At 73.2% G+C, this 19,456-nt stretch carries 9 protein-coding genes; 3 read left to right on the top strand and 6 right to left on the bottom strand.

What is annotated here, in order from left to right:
* The first annotated feature begins 413 nt into the window (after positions 1-413).
* Complete coding sequence (locus tag IG02_RS0118865; protein WP_030749032.1) at positions 414-5,543, top strand: NAD-glutamate dehydrogenase; 5,130 nt, start codon at positions 414-416, stop codon at positions 5,541-5,543.
* 96 nt (positions 5,544-5,639) lie between these two features.
* On the opposite strand, the gene IG02_RS0118860 is transcribed toward IG02_RS0118865, so the two are convergent.
* Positions 5,640-6,374, bottom strand: a complete 735-nt coding sequence (locus IG02_RS0118860; RefSeq protein WP_051765311.1) for an ABC transporter ATP-binding protein — start codon at positions 6,372-6,374, stop codon at positions 5,640-5,642.
* 115 nt (positions 6,375-6,489) lie between these two features.
* The gene (locus tag IG02_RS0118855) at positions 6,490-7,446 is read right to left on the bottom strand and encodes an ABC transporter permease (RefSeq protein WP_030749026.1); all 957 of its coding nucleotides are present in this window, start codon (positions 7,444-7,446) and stop codon (positions 6,490-6,492) included.
* A 172-nt stretch (positions 7,447-7,618) separates the two neighbouring features.
* Between IG02_RS0118855 and IG02_RS0118850 the strand changes: the two genes are divergently transcribed.
* A complete protein-coding gene (locus IG02_RS0118850; RefSeq protein WP_234314816.1) occupies positions 7,619-8,392 on the top strand; it encodes a TetR/AcrR family transcriptional regulator in 774 nt (257 codons plus the stop codon).
* 72 nt (positions 8,393-8,464) lie between these two features.
* Here the strand turns inward: IG02_RS0118850 and IG02_RS0118845 are convergent, their stop codons facing one another.
* The 4 genes from IG02_RS0118845 to IG02_RS36615 all read right to left on the bottom strand — a co-directional run bounded on the left by IG02_RS0118845 (position 8,465) and on the right by IG02_RS36615 (position 16,938).
* Positions 8,465-9,451 carry a carbohydrate ABC transporter permease gene (locus IG02_RS0118845; protein WP_078854594.1) on the bottom strand — a complete coding sequence of 329 codons (987 nt, stop codon included), beginning with the start codon at positions 9,449-9,451 and terminating at the stop codon, positions 8,465-8,467.
* A complete protein-coding gene (locus IG02_RS0118840) occupies positions 9,448-10,827 on the bottom strand; it encodes a carbohydrate ABC transporter permease (protein WP_030749019.1) in 1,380 nt (459 codons plus the stop codon). Before IG02_RS0118840 ends, IG02_RS0118845 begins: the two co-directional genes overlap by 4 nt.
* A 5-nt stretch (positions 10,828-10,832) precedes the next feature.
* On the bottom strand, positions 10,833-12,290 hold the full coding sequence (locus tag IG02_RS0118835) for an ABC transporter substrate-binding protein (RefSeq protein WP_078854593.1): 1,458 nt from the start codon (positions 12,288-12,290) through the stop codon (positions 10,833-10,835).
* Positions 12,291-12,516: 226 nt separating this feature from the next.
* A complete protein-coding gene (locus IG02_RS36615; RefSeq protein ID WP_051765271.1) occupies positions 12,517-16,938 on the bottom strand; it encodes an FtsK/SpoIIIE domain-containing protein in 4,422 nt (1,473 codons plus the stop codon).
* A 710-nt stretch (positions 16,939-17,648) separates the two neighbouring features.
* Here IG02_RS36615 and IG02_RS0118825 point away from each other — a divergent pair.
* Positions 17,649-19,322 carry a serine/threonine-protein kinase gene (locus IG02_RS0118825; protein WP_030749011.1) on the top strand — a complete coding sequence of 558 codons (1,674 nt, stop codon included), beginning with the start codon at positions 17,649-17,651 and terminating at the stop codon, positions 19,320-19,322.
* Positions 19,323-19,456 lie beyond the last annotated feature (134 nt).

The raw sequence follows: 19,456 nt of genomic DNA, 5'->3' as shown, positions 1-19,456 counted from the left end.
GTCGCACGGGCGTACTGGCCAGCGCGCCCAACGGAACGGCGGGTTCCCGCACCCGTACGGGTCATGTCGGGCCCCCGGACCGGAGAGATAGCCTGGCCCCGTGATCAGCGCGATACGCCGTGGGGGCAGCGGAGCCCCCGGCCTGCGCCCGGAGCGCCACCGCCGCCGCCGGGCGATCGCTGATCCCCATGGACCCGTCTCTTCGGCCCTCGTCGACCGGTCCGGCGTTCCGGGACCCCGACGGCCGGAAATACGGGGCCATGACCTGGGCAGGCTGTCAAAATTGGCCAATAAGGCCCCGGGAATCGCTCATCGCGGCCTAACGTCGAATCCGAGCGGAGAACCCGCGTCGTGGCGTTGTGTCGCTTCCTTCACCTACGTCACGCAATGGCGCGCGACAGGAGCCAGAGGACATGCAGACCAAGCTGGACGAAGCCAAGGCCGAGCTGCTCGAACAGGCGGCCCGGGTCGCTGAGAACAGTCCTGTGGGGGGAACCGGGGGACCAGGGGGAGTCTCTCGGGCGGACCGGGCCGCCACGGCCGGGCCCGCCGGTTCCGGCCACACGGGCGGCGCGCCCGGTCAGGACACCGACACCCTTCTGGCGTACCTCCAGCGCTACTACCTGCACACCGCCCCCGAGGACCTGGTCGGCCGCGACCCCGTGGACGTCTTCGGTGCGGCGCAGTCCCATCACCGGCTGGCGGCGCACCGCCCGCAGGGCACGGCGAACGTCCGGGTGCACACCCCGACCGTCGAGGAGAACGGCTGGACGTGCAGCCACACGGTGGTCGAGGTCGTCACCGACGACATGCCGTTCCTCGTGGACTCCGTCACCAATGAGCTCTCCCGCCAGGGCCGGGGCATCCATGTCGTGATCCACCCGCAGGTCGTCGTGCGCCGGGACGTCACGGGCAAGCTGATCGAGGTGCTTCCCGGCGGCGAGGCCCGGCGCACCGGCGAGGCCGTGCGCACGGGTGAGGCCGGCGGGGACGGCAAAGGCGGCAAGGCCGGCAAGGGCGGCAAGAGGGCCAAGGCCGACAGCGACAAGGGGAACGGCGCGGACGGGGCCCCGCCGCGTCCGCACGACGCGCTCACCGAGTCCTGGATCCATGTCGAGATCGACCGCGAGAGCGACCGCGGCGATCTCCAGCAGATGACCTCCGACCTGCTGCGCGTCCTGTCCGACGTCCGCGAGACCGTCGAGGACTGGGAGAAGATGCGCGGGGCGGCGCTGCGCATCGCCGACGAGCTGCCCGCCGAGCCGATCGCCGACGACCTGCGCGAGCAGGAGGTCTACGAGGCCCGCGAACTGCTGCGCTGGCTCGCGGCGGACCACTTCACCTTCCTCGGTTACCGCGAGTACGAGCTGACGGACGGCGATGTGCTGGCCGCCGTGCCCGGCACCGGCCTCGGCGTCCTGCGCTCCGACCCCAAGCACGACGAGGACGAGGACCACCCGGTCAGCCCGTCGTTCAGCCGGCTGCCCGCCGACGCCCGCGCCAAGGCCCGGGAGCACAAGCTCCTCATCCTCACCAAGGCCAACAGCCGCGCCACCGTCCACCGGCCCAGCTACCTCGACTACGTCGGGGTGAAGAAGTTCGACGAGAAGGGCAACGTCGTCGGGGAACGGCGGTTCCTCGGGCTGTTCTCCTCGGCCGCGTACACCGAGTCCGTCCGCCGGGTGCCGGTCATCCGGCGCAAGGTCGCCGAGGTGCTGGAGGGCGCGGGCTTCTCGCCCAACAGCCACGACGGCCGCGACCTGCTCCAGATCCTGGAGACCTACCCGCGCGACGAGCTGTTCCAGACGCCCGTCGACCGGCTCCGCTCGATCGCCACCAGCGTGCTCTACCTCCAGGAGCGCCGCAGGCTGCGGCTCTACCTGCGCCAGGACGAGTACGGGCGCTACTACTCCGCCCTCGTCTACCTGCCGCGCGACCGCTACACGACCGCGGTCCGGCTGCGGCTGGTCGACATCCTCAAGGAGGAACTCGGCGGCACGAGCGTCGACTTCACCGCCTGGAACACAGAATCGATTCTCTCCCGGCTCCACTTCGTGATCCGGGTACCGCGTGGCACCGAGCTGGCCACGCTCACGGACGCCGACGCGGACCGCATCGAGGCCCGGCTGGTGGCGGCCGCGCGCTCCTGGGCCGACGCCTTCGGCGAGGCGCTGAACGCCGAATGCGGTGAGGAGCGGGCCGCCGAACTGCTGCGCCGCTACGGCAACGCCTTCCCCGAGGGGTACAAGGCGGACCACTCCCCGCGCGCGGCGGTCGCCGACCTCGCCCACCTGGAGAAGCTCAACGAGGAGGGCGAGGACTTCTCGCTCTCCCTGTACGAGCCGGTCGACGCCGGTCCCGGCGTGCGCCGCTTCAAGATCTACCGCACGGGCGAGCAGGTCTCGCTGTCCGCCGTGCTGCCCGTGCTCCAGCGCCTCGGCGTCGAGGTCGTCGACGAGCGTCCGTACGAACTGCGCTGCTCGGACCGTACGCACGCCTGGATCTACGACTTCGGGCTGCGGATGCCCCCCGGCAGCGGGTCGTCCGGGGGCGACTACCTGACGGACGACGACCGCGAGCGCTTCCAGGATGCGTTCACCGCCGTCTGGACCGGGGCCGCGGAGAACGACGGCTTCAACTCCCTCGTCCTGCGCGCCGGGCTGACCTGGCGCCAGGCGATGGTGCTGCGCGCGTACGCCAAGTACCTGCGCCAGTCCGGCTCGACGTTCAGCCAGGACTACATGGAGGACACCCTCCGGAACAACGTCCACACCACCCGGCTGCTGGTCTCGCTGTTCGAGGCCAGGATGTCGCCGGGCCGGCAGCGCGCCGGCACGGAGCTGACCGAGGCCATGCTGGAGGAGCTGGACGGGGCCCTGGACCAGGTCGCGAGCCTGGACGAGGACCGGATCCTGCGGTCGTTCCTCACCCTCATCAAGGCCACCCTGCGCACCAACTTCTTCCAGCGGGCGGGCAGCGGCGAGCACCACGGCTACGTGTCGATGAAGTTCGACCCGCAGGCCATCCCCGATCTGCCCGCGCCCCGGCCCGCGTACGAGATCTGGGTGTACTCCCCGCGGGTGGAGGGCGTCCACCTGCGGTTCGGCAAGGTCGCCCGCGGCGGCCTGCGCTGGTCGGACCGGCGGGAGGACTTCCGTACGGAGATCCTCGGCCTGGTCAAGGCACAGATGGTGAAGAACACCGTGATCGTGCCGGTCGGCGCCAAGGGCGGCTTCGTCGCCAAGCAACTGCCCGACCCGGCCGCCGACCGGGACGCCTGGCTCGCCGAGGGCATCGCCGCGTACAAGATGTTCATCTCGGCGCTGCTCGACATCACCGACAACATGGTCGGGGGCGAGGTCGTGCCGCCCGCCGACGTGGTGCGGCACGACGAGGACGACACGTACCTGGTCGTCGCGGCCGACAAGGGCACCGCGAGCTTCTCCGACATCGCCAACGAGGTCGCGGTCGGTTACGGCTTCTGGCTGGGCGACGCCTTCGCCTCCGGCGGCAGCGCCGGCTACGACCACAAGGGCATGGGCATCACGGCCCGGGGCGCCTGGGAGTCCGTCAAGCGGCACTTCAGGGAGCTGGGCCACGACACCCAGACCCAGGACTTCACGGTCGTCGGCGTGGGCGACATGTCCGGTGACGTGTTCGGCAACGGCATGCTGCTCTCCGAGCACATCCGGCTGGTCGCGGCCTTCGACCACCGGCACATCTTCCTCGACCCGCGCCCGGACGCGGCCACCTCGTACGCCGAGCGGCGCCGCATGTTCGCGCTGCCGCGTTCCTCCTGGGCCGACTACGACACCTCGCTGCTCTCGCAGGGCGGCGGCATCCACCCCCGTACCGCCAAGTCCATCCCGGTCAACGCGCAGGTGCGCCAGGCGCTCGGCATTCCGGCGGGCGTCACCAAGCTGACGCCGGCGGAGCTGATGAAGGCCATCCTCCAGGCGCCGGTGGACCTGCTGTGGAACGGCGGGATCGGTACGTACGTCAAGGCGTCCACGGAGACGCACGCCGACGTCGGCGACAAGGCCAACGACGCGATCCGCGTCAACGGCGAGGACCTGCGCGCCAAGGTCGTCGGCGAGGGCGGCAACCTGGGGCTGACCCAGCTCGGCCGGATCGAGTTCGCCCGGCGCGGGGCCGGCGGCTCCGGCGGCAAGGTGAACACCGACGCCATCGACAACAGCGCCGGCGTGGACACCTCCGACCACGAGGTGAACATCAAGATCCTGCTCAACGGCCTGGTCACGGAGGGCGATCTGACGGTCAAGCAGCGCAACAAGCTGCTCGCCCGGATGACCGACGAGGTCGGCCGGCTGGTCCTGCGCAACAACTACGCGCAGAACACCGCGCTCGCCAACGCCGTCTCCCAGGCACCCTCGCTCCTCCACGCGCACCAGCGCTTCATGCGCAGGCTGGAGCGGGACGGCCACCTGGACCGGGGACTGGAGTTCCTGCCGACCGACCGGCAGATCCGCGAGCTGCTGAACGCGGGGAAGGGCCTCTCGCAGCCCGAGCTGGCCGTCCTGTTCGCGTACACCAAGATCACGGTGGCGGACGAGCTGATCGGCACGGACCTCCCCGACGACCCCTACCTGCGCAAGCTGCTGCACGCGTACTTCCCCGAGGAGCTGCGGGAGCAGTACCCCGAGCGGATCGACCAGCACGCGCTGCGCCGCGAGATCGTGACGACGGTCCTGGTCAACGACACGGTGAACACGGGCGGTACGACCTTCCTGCACCGGCTGCGCGAGGAGACCGGAGCGTCGGTCGAGGAGATCGTCCGGGCGCAGACCGTGGGCCGGGAGATCTTCGGTCTGGGTGCCGTCTGGGACGCGGTGGAGGCGCTGGACAACCGGGTCCCGGCCGACGTCCAGACCAGGATCAGGCTGCACTCGCGCCGGCTGGTCGAGCGCGGCACGCGCTGGCTCCTCGGCAACAGGCCGCAGCCGCTGCAGATCGCGGAGACCATCGAGTTCTTCTCGGCGGGCGTGGAGCGGGTCTGGGACAAGCTGCCCACGCTGCTGCGCGGCCCCGAGCTCGAGTGGTACGAGCGGATCCGGGCGGAGCTGACGGAGGCGGGCGTCCCGGAGGAGCTCGCCACGCGGGTGGCCGGGTTCTCGTCCGTCTTCCCGGCGCTGGACATCGTCGCCATCGCGGACCGTACGGGGGCGGACCCGCTGTCCGTCGCCGAGGTGTACTACGACCTCGGTGACCGGCTGAGGATCAGCAAGCTGATGGACCGGATCATCGAGCTGCCGCGCGCCGACCGCTGGCAGTCGATGGCCCGGGCCTCGATCCGGGAGGACCTGTACGCGGCGCACGCCGGGCTGACCTCGGACGTCCTGACCGTGGGCGACGGGAACGCGACGCCGGAGGAGCGGTTCGCGGCGTGGGAGCGGAAGAACGCGGCGATCCTGGGCCGTTCGCGGGCCACGCTGGAGGAGATCCAGGGCTCGGACTCGTTCGACCTGGCGAACCTGTCGGTGGCGATGCGCACGATGCGGACGCTGCTGCGCACGCACCGCTGACCGGCGGCGGACGAGGGAGGGGCGGCCGGCTCGTACGGTGAGCCGGCCGCCCCTCCCACTCCCTTCGGACGCCCTCGCGCGGTCGGTGCCGGGGCGCTACTTCTTCCTGCCGCCCGTGAAGCGCTCGTACGCGGCGACGACCTCCCGCGCCGGGCCGTCCATCCGCAGCGTGCCCGACTCCAGCCACAGCGCCCGGTCACAGGTCTCGAGGATCGACTTGTTGCTGTGGCTGACGAGGAAGACGGTGCCGGCCTCCTCGCGCAGCGCGGCGATCCGTTCCTTGCTGCGGCGCTGGAACCTCGCGTCACCGGTGGACAGCGCCTCGTCGATCAGCAGGACGTCATGGCTCTTGGCGGCCGCGATCGAGAAGCGCAGCCGGGCGGCCATACCGGAGGAGTACGTCCGCATCGGCAGCGTGATGAAGTCCCCCTTCTCGTTGATGCCGGAGAAGTCGACGATCTCCGCGTAGCGGTCGCGGACCTGCTCCCGCGTCATGCCCGTCGCCAGTCCGCCCAGGATGACGTTGCGCTCACCGGTCAGGTCGTTCATCAGGGCCGCGTTGACACCGAGGAGCGAGGGCTGGCCCCGGGTGAAGACCTTGCCCTCCGTCGGGGGCAGGAGCCCCGCGATCGCCTTGAGAAGAGTCGACTTGCCGGAGCCGTTGGAGCCGATCAGTCCGATCGCCTCGCCCTTGTACGCGGCGAAGCTCACGCCGCGTACCGCGTGCACCCGGCGCGCCCCGGGGACGGCGCGCCGCCGCGAGACGATCCGGCTGAGCGCGGAGGTGGCGCTGCCCTTGCCGCCCCGGGAGCCATGGACGGTGTAGGTGATGTGGACACCGTCGACGACGACGGTGGGGACGGGATCGGCCGTGCCCGTGCGTTCGGCCGTGTCCGTACCGCGCCCAGTCGTGTCCGTCCCGCGTTCGGTGCTGTCCGTCCTGTGCTCAGCCACGTCCGTACTCCTCCTCCGCCTTCCAGAAGAACAGGAACCCGCCGACCCCGACGAGCACCGCCCAGCCGAGCGCGACCGCCCAGACGTGCGGCGGGAGCTGGGCGCCGGTGAAGCTGTCGATGAGCGCGAAGCGCATCAGGTCGATGTAGACGGCGGCCGGGTTGTACTGGAGGGCCGTGACCACCGCGTGCGGCAGCCGGTCGCTGCCCGCGAGCTTGTCGAGGCTCCACATGACGCCCGACACGTACATCCAGGTACGCAGGACGAACGGCATCAGCTGGGAGATGTCCGGGGTCTTCGCGGCCAGCCGGGCGAAGACCATCGACAGCCCGGTGTTGAACAGCGACTGGAGGGCCAGGGCGGGCAGGGCGAGCAGCCAGCTGAACTCCGGATGTACGCCGAAGCAGAACAGGATCACCACCAGCGCGCCCATCGAGAACAGCAGTTGCTGGAGCTGTTGCAGGGCCAGGGCGATGGGCAGTGCGGCGCGCGGGAAGTGCAGCGCCCGGACGAGGCCGAGGTTGCCGGAGATCGCGCGGGTGCCCGCGGTGACCGAGTTGGAGGTGTACGTCCAGATGAAGACGCCCGTGACCAGGAACGGCACGAAGTCCGGCACGCCGTTCTTTGTGTCCAGGAGCAGGCCGAAGATGAAGTAGTAGACCGTCGCGTTCAGCAGCGGGGTCATCAGCTGCCAGACCTGGCCCAGCTTCGCCTGGCTGTACTGGGCGGTCAGCCGAGCGGTGGCGAACGCGGTGATGAAGTGACGCCGCGACCAGAGCCGGCGGACATAGGCGGGCACCGAGGGGCGGGCGCCGCTCACGGTGAGTCCGTGCCGAGCGGCGAGGGCGCTCAGGTCCTCGGTGGCGGCGGGCCCGGTGACGGTCTCCGGGGCCTTGGAAGCCGGTGGGGGCGCTGAGGACGGTGGGGACGGTGCGGCTGTCTGGCTCACGGCGGATCGCTTTCGCGGAGGGGGCGGGAGCGGCTCGACGACGGGACGGCTCCGTATCGTCGCAACGCCAAAGGTAGGACGCAGAGCGTCGCAACGCAACCGTCTCGTCGTCACGTGGATGTCCGCTATGCTCGGGGCGATGAGCACTGACGGCGAGAACTCGCGTGACAACGTGCGCGGCACCGACCGCGAGACGGCCGCGCCCGCCGCGCCCGCCGCGCCTGGGACGGGAGCCGGAGCCGGAGGCGCGCGGGGGGCCCGTACGAACGAGGCGTCGCGCAAGCGCACGCCCGGCGATTCCCGCACGCCCGGCGCTTCCCGCACGCCGGGCGGCTCCCGTACGCCGGGTTCACGCACCCCGCGCCGTACCCCCGCCGGGGCGGCCGTTCTCCGGGAGGACGTGACCGACGCCATCCGGGCCGCCGTCTTCGAGGAACTGGCCGCGGTCGGCTTCGCCCGGATGTCCATCGAGGGCATCGCGCGCCGGGCCGGGGTCGGCAAGACCGCCGTCTACCGGCGCTGGAAGTCCAAGCTGGCGCTCGTACTCGACCTGGTCTCCGCCTTCGCCGCGCAGGGGCTGCCCGCCCCCGCCACCGGTTCGCTGTACGGCGATGTGCGCGCCCTGCTCGAGGTGGCCGCGCACGCGCTGCGTCACCCGGTGGCCTCGCAGGTCATCCCGGACCTGCTGGTGGAGGCGGCCCGGCAGCCGGAGATCTCCGAGGCGATCAAGGCGGCGCTGCTGGACGGGCAGCGGGGCATCGCCGCGGTGATCGTCCGCGAGGCGGTCGAGCGGGGGGAGTTGCCCGCGGACACGGACGCGGACCGGGCGCTGGACCTGATGATCGGTCCGCTCTACTGGCGGCTGGTGGTGGTGCGGTCCGGCCTGCCCCAGGGGTACCTGGACGATCTGGCGGCCTCGGCCGTCGCGGCGCTCACGCGCGATTGAGTACGGAGAGAGGGCCGGCCCGTGGACATCAGTCCCGTGGGCCGGCCCCCTTCGCGCGTCCGTGGCGCGGCGCTACTTGACGGCTCCCGCCATCACTCCCGTCACGAACTGGCGCTGGAACGCGAAGAACACGACCAGGGGAATCACCATCGACACGAAGGCGCCCGGCGCCATGACGTCGATGTTGTTGCCGAACTGCCGCACCTGCTGCTGGAGCGCCACGGTGATCGGCGGGCTCTTGGAGTCCGCGAAGATCAGCGCGACCAGCATGTCGTTCCAGACCCACAGGAACTGGAAGATCCCCAGCGAGGCGATCGCGGGTCCGCCGAGCGGCAGCACCACCCGCGTGAACAGCCGGATCTCGCCCGCGCCGTCGAGCCGCGCCGCCTCCAGCAGCTCCCTCGGGATCTCCGCGAAGAAGTTCCGCAGCAGGAAGATCGCGAAGGGCAGGCCGAAGGCGACGTGGAAGAGGACCACGCCGAAGGTCGTCTCGAAGATGCCGATGGCACCGAACAGCTTCGACACCGGCACCAGCGCCACCTGCACCGGCACCACCAGCAGCCCCACCACCACCAGGAACCACCAGTCGCGGCCGGGGAAGTCCATCCAGGCGAAGGCGTAACCGGCGAGCGAGCCGATCACCACGACCAGGACCGTCGCCGGGACGGTGATCGTGACCGAGGAGAGCAGGGAGCCGGTGATGACCTCGTTGTCCAGGAGCCGCGCGTAGTTCTCCGTGGTGAGCTGGGCGGGCGCGATGAAGATCTCCCACCAGCCGCTCGCCGCGATGTCGGAGGAGTCGCGCAGCGAGGACAGCAGCAGGCCGATCGTCGGCATCAGCCAGAACAGCGCGACCAGGATCAGGAAGATCCGCAGCGCCCCGCCGCTCGCGCTCGCCACGAGACGGCTGCCGAGGGACGGCCGGGCCCCCGGTCCGGCTCCCGGCCCGGCCCCCGGCGCGGACGCCGTTCCCTTCGAGGACGCGTCACCCGTCGAGGCGTCCGCGCCGCCCTTCCCGGATCCCGCCGGGACCCCACCGTCGTACACGTCCGTGCTCATCGGCGGGTCTCCCTTCGCATGCGCCGCACGTTGAACAACATCACCGGGATCACCAGCAGGAGCAGCAGGACGGCGATCGCGCTGCCGACCCCCAGGTCCGCGTCCGTGCCGAACGACGAGCGGTAGAGCTGGAGCGCCAGCACGTTCGCGTCGTCCTGGGACGAGCCCGGCGCGATGATGAAGACCAGGTCGAAGATCTTGAGCACATTGATCATCAGCGTGACCATCACGACCGCGAGCACCGGCGCCAGCAGGGGAACGGTCACCCGGCGGAAGACCTGCCACTCGTTGGCACCGTCCACCCGGGCGGCTTCCATGAGCTCGCGCGGCACACCCGCCAGACCGGCCGCGATCAGCACCATCGCGAAGCCGGCCCACATCCACACGTAACTGCCGATGATGGCGGGGGTGACGAACGTCGGGCCGAGCCAGTCCACGCCGTTGTACGGCTCCCGGAAGTTCGTCGCAGGCAGCCGCAGCTGTGCCCCGTCGGCCGCCGCCGGCAGGCTGAACGTTCCGTCGGCCGCCGCGGTCGCCGAGGCCACCACCTTGCCGTCCTTGACGGCCTCCACCTTGATGCCCTTGAGGCCCAGTTCCTCGGGGTCGACGACATTGGGTCTGCCGCCGCCGCCCCGGGTGAAGTCCAGCCAGGCCGTGCCCGTGACCTCGCCGTCGGCCGGCTTCGCCGCGGCGGCCGGCCGCGCGTCCGACGGCATCTTCGCCGGAGCGACGCCCACCAGCGGCAACTGGGCCGGTGTGCCCGCGCGTACGGGCTCCTTGGTGACGAACGAGCCGCCGCCGCCCGGTTTCAGCGGATGCACCGGCAGGGGACGGGCCTTGGGGAAGCCGGCCGACTCGTTGAACGTGTCGTGCACGCCCACCCAGACCGCGTTGGCGACGCCCCGGTTCGGGTCCTGCTCGTACACCAGGCGGAAGATGATGCCCGCGGCGAGCATCGAGATCGCCATGGGCATGAAGACGACCAGCTTGAACGCCGTGCCCCAGCGGACCCGTTCGGTGAGGACGGCGAAGATCAGGCCGAGCGCGGTGGCGACGGTGGGCGCCACCACGACCCAGATCGCGTTGTTCCGCACCGCCGTGAGGATGGTGTCGTCGGTGAAGATCTCGACGTAGTTGCCGAGCCCGGCGAAGGAGTCCCCCGACTTGTCGAAGAAGGACCGGTAGACCGAGTACCCGATCGGGTAGACCACGAGCGCGCCCAGCAGCACCAGGGCGGGCAGCAGGAAGCCGGCGGCGATCAGTTTCCGCGTACCCGTCACGCTCTTGCGCGCGTTCGGGGGCGTGTCCCGGTCCGGAGCGGGGGCGGGGGCGGGGGGCACCGGCGCGGCGGCGCCCCCCGTGGCCGTCGATTTCATCGCCGTCAGCTCTGGTACGCCTTGGCCGCGGCCGACTCCAGCTGCCGCTGGGCGCCCGCCACGTCCTTCGGGTTCTTCAGGAAGTCCTGGAGCGCCTTCCACTCACCCTTGCCGGGCGTGCCGCCGAACGACTGCGGCATCTGGTCCGACATGTCGAAGCGGAAGTCGTCGCCCGCGGCGATCAGCGCCTTGGCGATGTCGCGCTGGACGTCGTTCGGGTACGCGGCGGTGTCCAGGGACTTGTTCGGCGAGACGAAGCCGCCCGCCTCGGCCCAGATGTGAGCCGCGTCCGTGGAGGCCAGGAACGTCAGCAGCGCCTGCGCGCCCTTGGTGTCCTTCAGCGCCACGGCCGCGTCGCCGCCCGTCACGACCGGCGAGTCGGCACCCACCGCCGGGAAGGGGAAGACCTTCGCGTCCTCACCTATCTTCGCGTCGGTCTCCGCGATGTTGACGCCGACGAAGTCCCCTTCGAAGACCATCGCCCCCTTCGGCTGGTCGCCGCCGGTGAACGTCTGGGTGACGGACGCGGGGAACTCCGTCTGGAGCGCGCCGTCCGCGCCGCCGGCGATCAGGTTCGGCTTGCCGAAGAGCTGGCCGAGTGTGGTGAGCGCCTCCTTCACGGAGGGGTCGGTCCACTTGATCTCGTGCCGGGCGAGCTGGTCGTACTTCTCCGGACCCGCCTGGGAGAGGTAGATGTTCTCGAACCAGTCGGTGAGGGTCCAGCCGTCCGCGCCGCCGACCGAGACGGGGGTGACCCCCGAGGCGGAGATCGTCTCGGCGGTCGACAGGAACTCCTGCCAGGTCTTCGGAACCGACGCGCCCGCGTTGTCGAACGCGGCGGTGTTGTACCAGACCAGGGACTTGTTGGCGGCCTTGAAGTACACGCCGTACTGCGTGCCGTCGACCGCGCCCAGGTCCTGCCAGCCCTTGCTGTAGTTCTTGGTGAGCTGGGCCTTGGCCTCGGCGCCCGCGGGCTTGGCCCACTTCTTCGCCACGGCCTGCTGGATCGCGCCCACCTGCGGCAGCATCGCCACATCGGGCGGGCTGCCCCCGGCGATCTTCGTACCGAGGAAGTTGACGATCGGGTCCTGGGCGGGGACGAAGGTGACCTTCGCGCCCGTGCGCTTCTCGAACTCGTCGAGGACCTTGGTGAAGTTGGCCTGTTCCGGACCGGTCCAGACGGCCGCGACCTGCACGGTCTCGCCCGTCAGCTTGGGCAGCTGGACCGTGACCGCGGGCTTCTCGGCGCCGTCGCCCGAGCCCTTCGCCCCCTTGTCGTCGTCCGAGCCGCCGCCGCAGCCGGAGAGCGCGAGGGCGGCGGTGGCGGCGAGGGCCACGGCGGCCCGTCGGGTGCCGGACCGGCCGGACCGGCCGGACCCGCGAGGTGCGCCGTGCGTGCGTATGTCAGGCGCGGCGGTTCCGCCGGCACCCAAAGGTGCGTCTGCTCCGCGAGTTGTGCGCATCACTGTCCCGTTCTCTCCCGTGTGCGTACGGATCTACGCATGCGGGACCGGCCGCGCGGCCGTCGACGTAGCGGCGCTGCTCCCGTCCCGTGGCACAGTCCTACGCCGGGGGGCCGGGGGCCGCAATACCGCTCCGGGCCACAAGTCGTTGATCGTGATGGGCTCGTGATGTGGCCCGGGGATATACGTCCTGACCGGGGGTGTTATCGGCGGGACCAGGGGCCTCTCAGAGGTGGACCGAGGTCAGTGGGGCGACCGGGACGGCCTCGACCGAACGCGCCGCCCGTTCCAGCGCGCTGGCGAGCAGGGCGAGATCCGTCGGGCCGTTGCCGAGCTCCCTGACCGGTCGGCGGGCCGGCGGGTCGCCCATCCGCTCCCACTCCAGCACCACGACCGTGGGCCGCAGCGTCGCCGTGCGCGGGATGCGGCCGGTGACCCGGCCGCCCTGGAAGGGGGTGACCCGGCCGTCGGGATGGCCCAGCCGGCCCCGCCCCGGGGCCGGTTCGTCCGGCGCGGGCGCGACCGGGGGTATGTCCAGCACGATCCGCAGTCGCGCGCTCTGGGCCAGTTCCGTGTCGACCGTACGGTCCGGGCGGGCCGAGGTCGCCACCAGGTGCACGCCGAGCCGCTCGCCGTCGCGGGCCACGGCCTCCAGCGCCCGGACGACGGAACCGGCCGCGGGCCGGCCGGGGCTGCCGAGCGCGGGTGCGACCAGGGCGTCGAAGTCGTCGACGAGCACGACGAGCCGGGGCAGGGCCGCGGCTTCGGCGGCGGGTTCGGCGGCGGGCTCGACGGAGGGCGCCGGTCGCCCGGAGCCCTCGGCGCGCGCTTCGGGGCGGTACTCGGCACCGGACCGGGGGTACGGCTCGGGACGCTGCTCGGAGCGGCCCCGGCCCTGGTCCGCGCGGCCGGTCCGGTCCGTACGGGCCTGGCCCGCGCCCTCCCGTGACGCACCGGGCTGCGGGGCACCGGGCTGCGGGACACCGGAACCGGTCCGGTCCGCCCGGGCCGGTGTGGTCCGCAGCCGGAGCGTGCCCCGGGTCTGGGAGTCGAGGTCGGAGCGGGGGGCGAAGCCGGACCGCGGGTCGGGAGCGTGGCCGGCGCGCGGCCGGTCCATGGCAGCGGCGGCGTTCGTACGGGACTCGGCGATGTACGGATCGGCTGCGCGGGATTCGGCTGTGCGTGGACCGGCTGTACGTGATTCGGCTGGGCGCGGATCGAATGTGCGCGGATCGGCGGTGCGCGGATCGGCGGTGCGCGACTCCGGCGTGAACGACTCGGCTGTACGCGAAGCGGCCGCACGCTGCTCGGCCGCACGCTGCTCGGCCGCGCGCTGCTCGGCCGCACGCTGCTCGGCCGCGCGCTGCTCGGCCGCGCGCTGCTCGGCCGCGCGCTGCTCGGCCGCGCGCTGCTCGGTCGTACGCGGCTCGGGTGTGTACGGTTCGGTCCGCCGGGGAGGCCGCTGTCCCTCGGCGCTCGTGACGCTCGGCGGACGCCGGCCGGACATGCGCTCCGCCGCCTCCCGCCGGGCGTGCCACTCGGCGAAGTCCAGTCGCCCCAGCAACTCGGCGCGCCGCTTCAGCTCGGCCCCCAGGGCCTGGGCGAAGGCGCGCATCCTGACCGGGTCGGAGGCGACGAGGTGGTCCGTCACATGCGGCAGTTCGGTGGCGGCGGCCAGCCCCTCGCCGCGTTCGCCCCCGGCACCGTCGACCAGCAGCAGCGCCAGCCGGTCCGGCCGGGCGGCGGCGGCCAGGGAGGCGGCGACGGACCGCAGCAGTTCCGTACGGCCGCTGCCCGTCGGGCCCTCGATCAGCAGATGCGGGCCCTCCTCCGTCAGGTCGACCCCCACCGGGCCGTGCGGCCCGGCACCGAGGACGGCCGTGCAGTCGCCGGCCCCGTCGGCCGCGGACGCCCAGCGGGCCATCAGCGAAGCGGGGGTCGCCCGCGCCAGGCCCAGCTCGTCGAGCAGCCGGGCCGTCCGGGGCAGCGCGGCGGCGGGTCTGCCCCGGACGCCGCCGACGGACGCGCGCAGCGGCGCCAGCGCCCGTCCGAAACGGTCCGCCCAGGCCAGGGACACCGCGTCCACGACGGCGACCGTGCCATGGCCCGCGGGCCGGCCCACCGCCGTGCGCAACAGCCGCAGCGCCGTGGCCACGTCGCCGCTCAGCAGCGCCACGGCCCCGCACTCACGGAAGGGCAGCGAGGCCGCGCAGGCCTCCTCGTAGGTCGCCGCGACCGGCGAGGACGGCGAGGCCGCAGGAGTCTCGGCGAGGCAGAGGAGATGGATCCCGGCGGCGGATCCGGCCGCGGCCAGCCGCGCCGTCGCCTCGCGCAGCGCGGCCGTGCCGGGGTCGCCGTCCACGATCACCAGCGTGCGCGGCCCGTCGTGGCGGGCGGCGGCCTCGGCGATCTCCTCCGGACCGGCGGACGCCCAGCTCGGACCGAGCGGGCCGGTGTCGAGGCGGCGCGTCAGCTCGCCGGTCCTGGCGGCGGCCTGGTCCCGGTCGTAGGCGAGCAGCAGCCGGCAGTCCTGGCCGTGGGCGGGCCGTACGTGCGGCAGCCAGCCCAGCCAGCCCCAGTCCTGGCACCTGGCCTCCACGCCGCGCGTCCGGTCCGCGCCGATCAGCACGATCTCCAGGTCGGCGGGCGAGTGCAGCGCGGCGAGCTGGGCCACGGTCCACCGGGCGAGCCCCGTGAGCCGTTCCCTGGGCCCCGCCAGACCGAGCGAACCGGCCTCCCGGAAACCGACGGTGACCGGCACGGCGGGCAGCGGGCCCTTTCCCTCCGGGCCGCCGCCGACGGGGCGGTCGGCCGTGCCCAGCCGGGCGACGAGCGCCTCGGGGTGGTCGCTGTCGCGCTCCCACAGGCGGGTGCCGGGGCCGAGCGCGGTGAGCAGCACCTCCGCCGGGTCGGGCCAGGTGTCCGCGCGGTGGGCGGTGCCGGTGGCACCGTCGGCGCCGCGGGGGCCGGGGACGGACCGTGTCGTCTCCCCGTCGCGCCCGCCGGCCAGCCGCCGGGCCCAGGCGCCTATGCCGCCGCTCCTGCGCCGCCCGGAGGCTTCCGCGGCGACGGCGGCGGGGACTTCGGTGCCACGGGCGGGCGTGCCCTGCCGCCGTGACCCGGGCGTACGGGCGTCGGGCGTACGGACGTCGGTACGGGAGCCGGAGGGCGTACGGGCGTCGGACGTGCCGGAGTCCGGCGTACGGGAGTCGGGAGCGCCGTCGCCGGCCGTCGGCTGTCCGGGCACATGGGAGCCCGACGTACGGGACGCGTGCGGGTCGGACGCGCGGGGGCCGGGCAGACCCGGGGCGGGAGCGTCGGCCGTACGGCTGTGGGCGCGGGGACCGTCGGCCCCCGGCGCGCCGTCCACCTGCCACCGGGTGCCGTCCGCGCCGTCCGCACGGCCCACGTGCGTGTGCGGGTCGGAGCCGCGCGGGTCGGGCACGCGCGGGGCGCCCGGCGGGCTGCCGTAGCGCGGGCCGCCGTACTGCGCTCCTGGCGACCGGCCGGGGATCGGGCTGGAGGGCCTGGGGCCGTAGGCCTGGAGCGTGCGGCCCTCGCCCTGGCCCTGGCTCTGAATCCGGCCCTGATTCCGGGCCGGGCCGGAGCCGCCCGCGCCCGAGTGCCGCACGCTCACCGTAGGGGTGTCGGTGCCGGAGCCCCCGTACGGCGGGCCGGCCGCCCGGGGACCGGCGCCGCCGTGGGCGGTCCGGGAGGCCTGTGCCATGTCGGCGGAGTCCTGCCCGTACCCGTAGCCGTCCTGCCCGTGGTCCCGCCGGGGGCCGTGGCCGTGATCGGGGCCATGCCCCGGGGACGGGGATCCTGAGCGTCGCGGGGCGTCCGTACGGCCCGTCGCGCCCTTCGGGCCGGCCGGCCCGAAGGGCCCGGCCTCGTCGCCCGGGGCGGGGCTCGTCCCAGGCGCTACGGGGTCGCCGGGGCCGGTGGCTCCGGCCGTGGTCCCGTACGCGGCCTGCCCCGCGCCGTCCGGTCCGGCGGAGCCGTCCGGGCCGGGACGCGTGACGCGCAGATGGCCCTCGCCGTCCGGCGTGGTGGGGAGCGCGGGCCGCCGGCCACCGGTCGTCAGGCGCAGCGCGGACTCCCCGAGCCGCAGCAGCGCGCCGGGGGCGAGCCGGACCGGCCGCTCACCGACCCGGGCACCCTCCAGGGTCGTCCCGTTCGTGGAGCCGAGGTCCGCCACGGAGACGCGGCCGTCGTCGCCGACCGTCACCGCGCAGTGCAGCCGTGACACGTCCGGATCGTCCAGCGGCACGTCGGCGTCGGCGGACCGGCCGATCCTGACCCGCCCGCCGTGCAGCAGGTGCACCCCGCCCGCGTCCGGGCCCGCGACCACGTGGAGCTGGGCCGGCACGTCGTCGACGGGCACGTCGTCCTCGCCGGCCACCTGGAGGGAGAGCACCGCGCCGTCGATCAGCGGGGGCTCGCCGAGGGCGCACCGCTGGGCGTCGAGCCGCTCACGGCCCGAGTACAGCACCACCCCGCCGGAGGCGTCGGGCCCGGCGGCGGCCGTGGCGAGGCCGGAGGCGACAGCGGCGAGCGCCGTCCCGGCGGGGGCGGTGACGAGCACGTCGCACGCGCGCGTGCCGGCATGGCCGCTGCGCGGCGCGAGGACGGTCAGCCGGATCTGCATCGCCGTCAGCGGTCCCTTCTGCGCGGGGTGCCCAGCGGGGGCCATGCTCTGTGATGCCCCCCACCACGCACGGACGCGTCGCCCGGTACTTGTCGGCACGGACGGGGCGCGGTCCCCCCGCTCCACACCCCACGTGCTGGGGGCATCTTCGCACCTGCCACTGACAACACGCCCGGCGACCAGCTACAAGTGATCTTGAATGGTCCGCTGTTGGCGCAAAAGTGCCTGCTTGGGCGAGGCTTCAGTGCTGTTTTGGATCATCTGTGATGTCCTCGGGCGCTCCACAAGAGGGCAGACCGGCAACCATCCGTACAGCGGAGACGTCTTTCCTGCCAACGGCGCCCGGGAGCCGTCCAAGCGTGATCCGATTGCGATCGGACCCCCGTCGGAAGACGACCGAACCGTGCGGTGTTCGGCAATGCATTGCAGGTGTTTGTCGGTTTTTGTCAATGTTCATCGGGCGGTTTTTTGAACCGCGCTCATCCAGGAATGGCCGGGAACGGCCGGGAACCGGCCGGACCGAGGTGTGACGGAGGGCGAAACCGACGGAGGAACGATGAGGGACGGCAGAGGAACCGTGGCGGACACGTGCCGGGGCGGCAGCCGTCGGCCCGCGTCGCCACCACCCCGGTCCCGGCCGGTTTACAGTGGGCCGGAGACCCGGCACCCGGGACGACGAGAAGATCCCCGATCAGCAGGGAGCGCATGACGTGCGGCCGGTAGGCAGCAAGTACCTGCTCGACGAGCCGCTCGGACGCGGCGCCACGGGCACCGTCTGGCGCGCCAGCCAGCGCGAGACCGCGGGAGCCGAGGCGGCCGTGGCGGGCCGGCCCGGCGAGACCGTAGCGATCAAGGTCCTCAAGGAGGAGCTGGCGAACGACCCGGACGTGGTGATGCGCTTCCTGCGGGAGCGCTCCGTCCTGCTCCGCCTCACCCACCCCAATATCGTCCGCACCCGCGACCTGGTCGTCGAGGGTGATCTGCTCGCGCTCGTCATGGACCTGGTCGACGGTCCGGACCTGCACCGCTACCTGCGCGAGAACGGCCCGTTCGGCCCGGTCGCCGCGGCCCTGCTGACCGCCCAGATCGCGGACGCGCTGGCCGCCAGCCACGCCGACGGCGTCGTCCACCGCGATCTCAAGCCCGCCAACGTGCTGTTGCGGACCGACGGTGAGCAACTGCACCCGATGCTCACCGACTTCGGCATCGCGCGCCTCGCCGACTCCCCCGGCCTGACCCGTACCCACGAGTTCGTCGGGACGCCCGCCTACGTGGCACCGGAGTCCGCCGAGGGCCGCCCGCAGACCTCCGCCGTCGACATCTACGGCGCGGGCATCCTGCTCTACGAACTGGTCACGGGACGGCCGCCGTTCGCCGGCTCGACCGCCCTCGAAGTGCTCCAGCGCCACCTCAGCGAGGAGCCCCGCCGCCCCTCCACCGTGCCCGAGCCGCTGTGGACGGTCATCGAGCGGTGCCTGCGCAAGAACCCGGACGAGCGGCCGAGCGCCGAGAACCTGGCCCGCGCCCTGCGGACCGTCGCCGACGGGGTGGGAGTGCACTCCACGCCCGCCCAGGTCGACGCGGCGCTGGGCGTGGCCGCGCTCCTCGCGCCCGACCCGGCCCCCGCGCCCGTACCGGACGCCCCCGGCGCGCCGGGAGCCGCCGACCCGACGCAGGTCCTGCCGACGGGCGCGGGCGCCGGCTCGTACGACCCGAGCGCGGCGACCAGCGTCCTGCCCGCCACGGGCGGGCCCGGTGGCCCCGGCACCCCGGGGCAGGGCGCCGATCCGACCGCGGTCATGCCGCCCGTACCGCCGGGCCAGGACGGTCCGCAGGGTCCCGGGGACCCCAACCACCCCTGGCAGTCCCAGCTCCAGGGCGTCCGGGACCGCAACGAGCAGACGCAGGTGCAGTACCTCGACCCGAGCGAGGACCCGCTGCGGCGCCGTCCGCAGCGGCAGCCCGCCCCCCAGCCGCCCGCCGGACCCCGGCAGCAGCAGCCGCAGCAGCGCTACGCGCCTCCGCCGCAGCAGTACGCCGCGCCGCCCCCGCAGCAGTACGCGCCTCCGCAGCAACAGCAGTACGCCCCACCCCAGCCCCAGCGGCCGGAGCCGCGCCCGGCACGTGAACCACGCCCGCCGCGCGAACCGCGCCCGCCCCGGCAGCGCAGCGCGAACCCGATGCGGATCCCGGGCCTCGGCTGCCTCAAGGGATGCCTGTTCACGATCATCCTGCTCGTCATCGCGGGCTGGCTGATCTGGGAGCTCACCCCGCTCCAGGACTGGGTCGCGCAGGGCAAGGGCTACTGGGACGCGATCGGCGACGCGATCTCCACGGTGACGGAATGGATCTCGCAGTTGACGGACGCGGGGAGCAACTTGTAGACGAACAGGGAGCGAGGCGGGTCCGGGCCTGCCCGGGCCGGGGGCGGAAGCAGGCATCAGGGGGCCGGACGGACCCACCGGCCGGCCGGGCCGCTTCAGCCGCCCCGCTCCGACCCGCCCGGTCCGACCCGCGG

This window comes from Streptomyces sp. NRRL F-5135, assembly GCF_000719775.1.
Lineage (GTDB): Bacteria > Actinomycetota > Actinomycetes > Streptomycetales > Streptomycetaceae > Streptomyces > Streptomyces hebeiensis.
This window is presented reverse-complemented; position numbering and strand designations above follow the sequence as displayed.

Coding starts and splice junctions, on each gene's coding strand:
- IG02_RS0118865 (WP_030749032.1), top strand. CDS start 414: ATGCAGACCAAGCTGGACGAAGCCAAGGCCGAGCTGCTCGAACAGGCG.
- IG02_RS0118845 (WP_078854594.1), bottom strand. CDS start 9,451: ATGAGCACGGACGTGTACGACGGTGGGGTCCCGGCGGGATCCGGGAAG.
- IG02_RS0118840 (WP_030749019.1), bottom strand. CDS start 10,827: ATGAAATCGACGGCCACGGGGGGCGCCGCCGCGCCGGTGCCCCCCGCC.
- IG02_RS0118835 (WP_078854593.1), bottom strand. CDS start 12,290: ATGCGCACAACTCGCGGAGCAGACGCACCTTTGGGTGCCGGCGGAACC.
- IG02_RS36615 (WP_051765271.1), bottom strand. CDS start 16,938: ATGCAGATCCGGCTGACCGTCCTCGCGCCGCGCAGCGGCCATGCCGGC.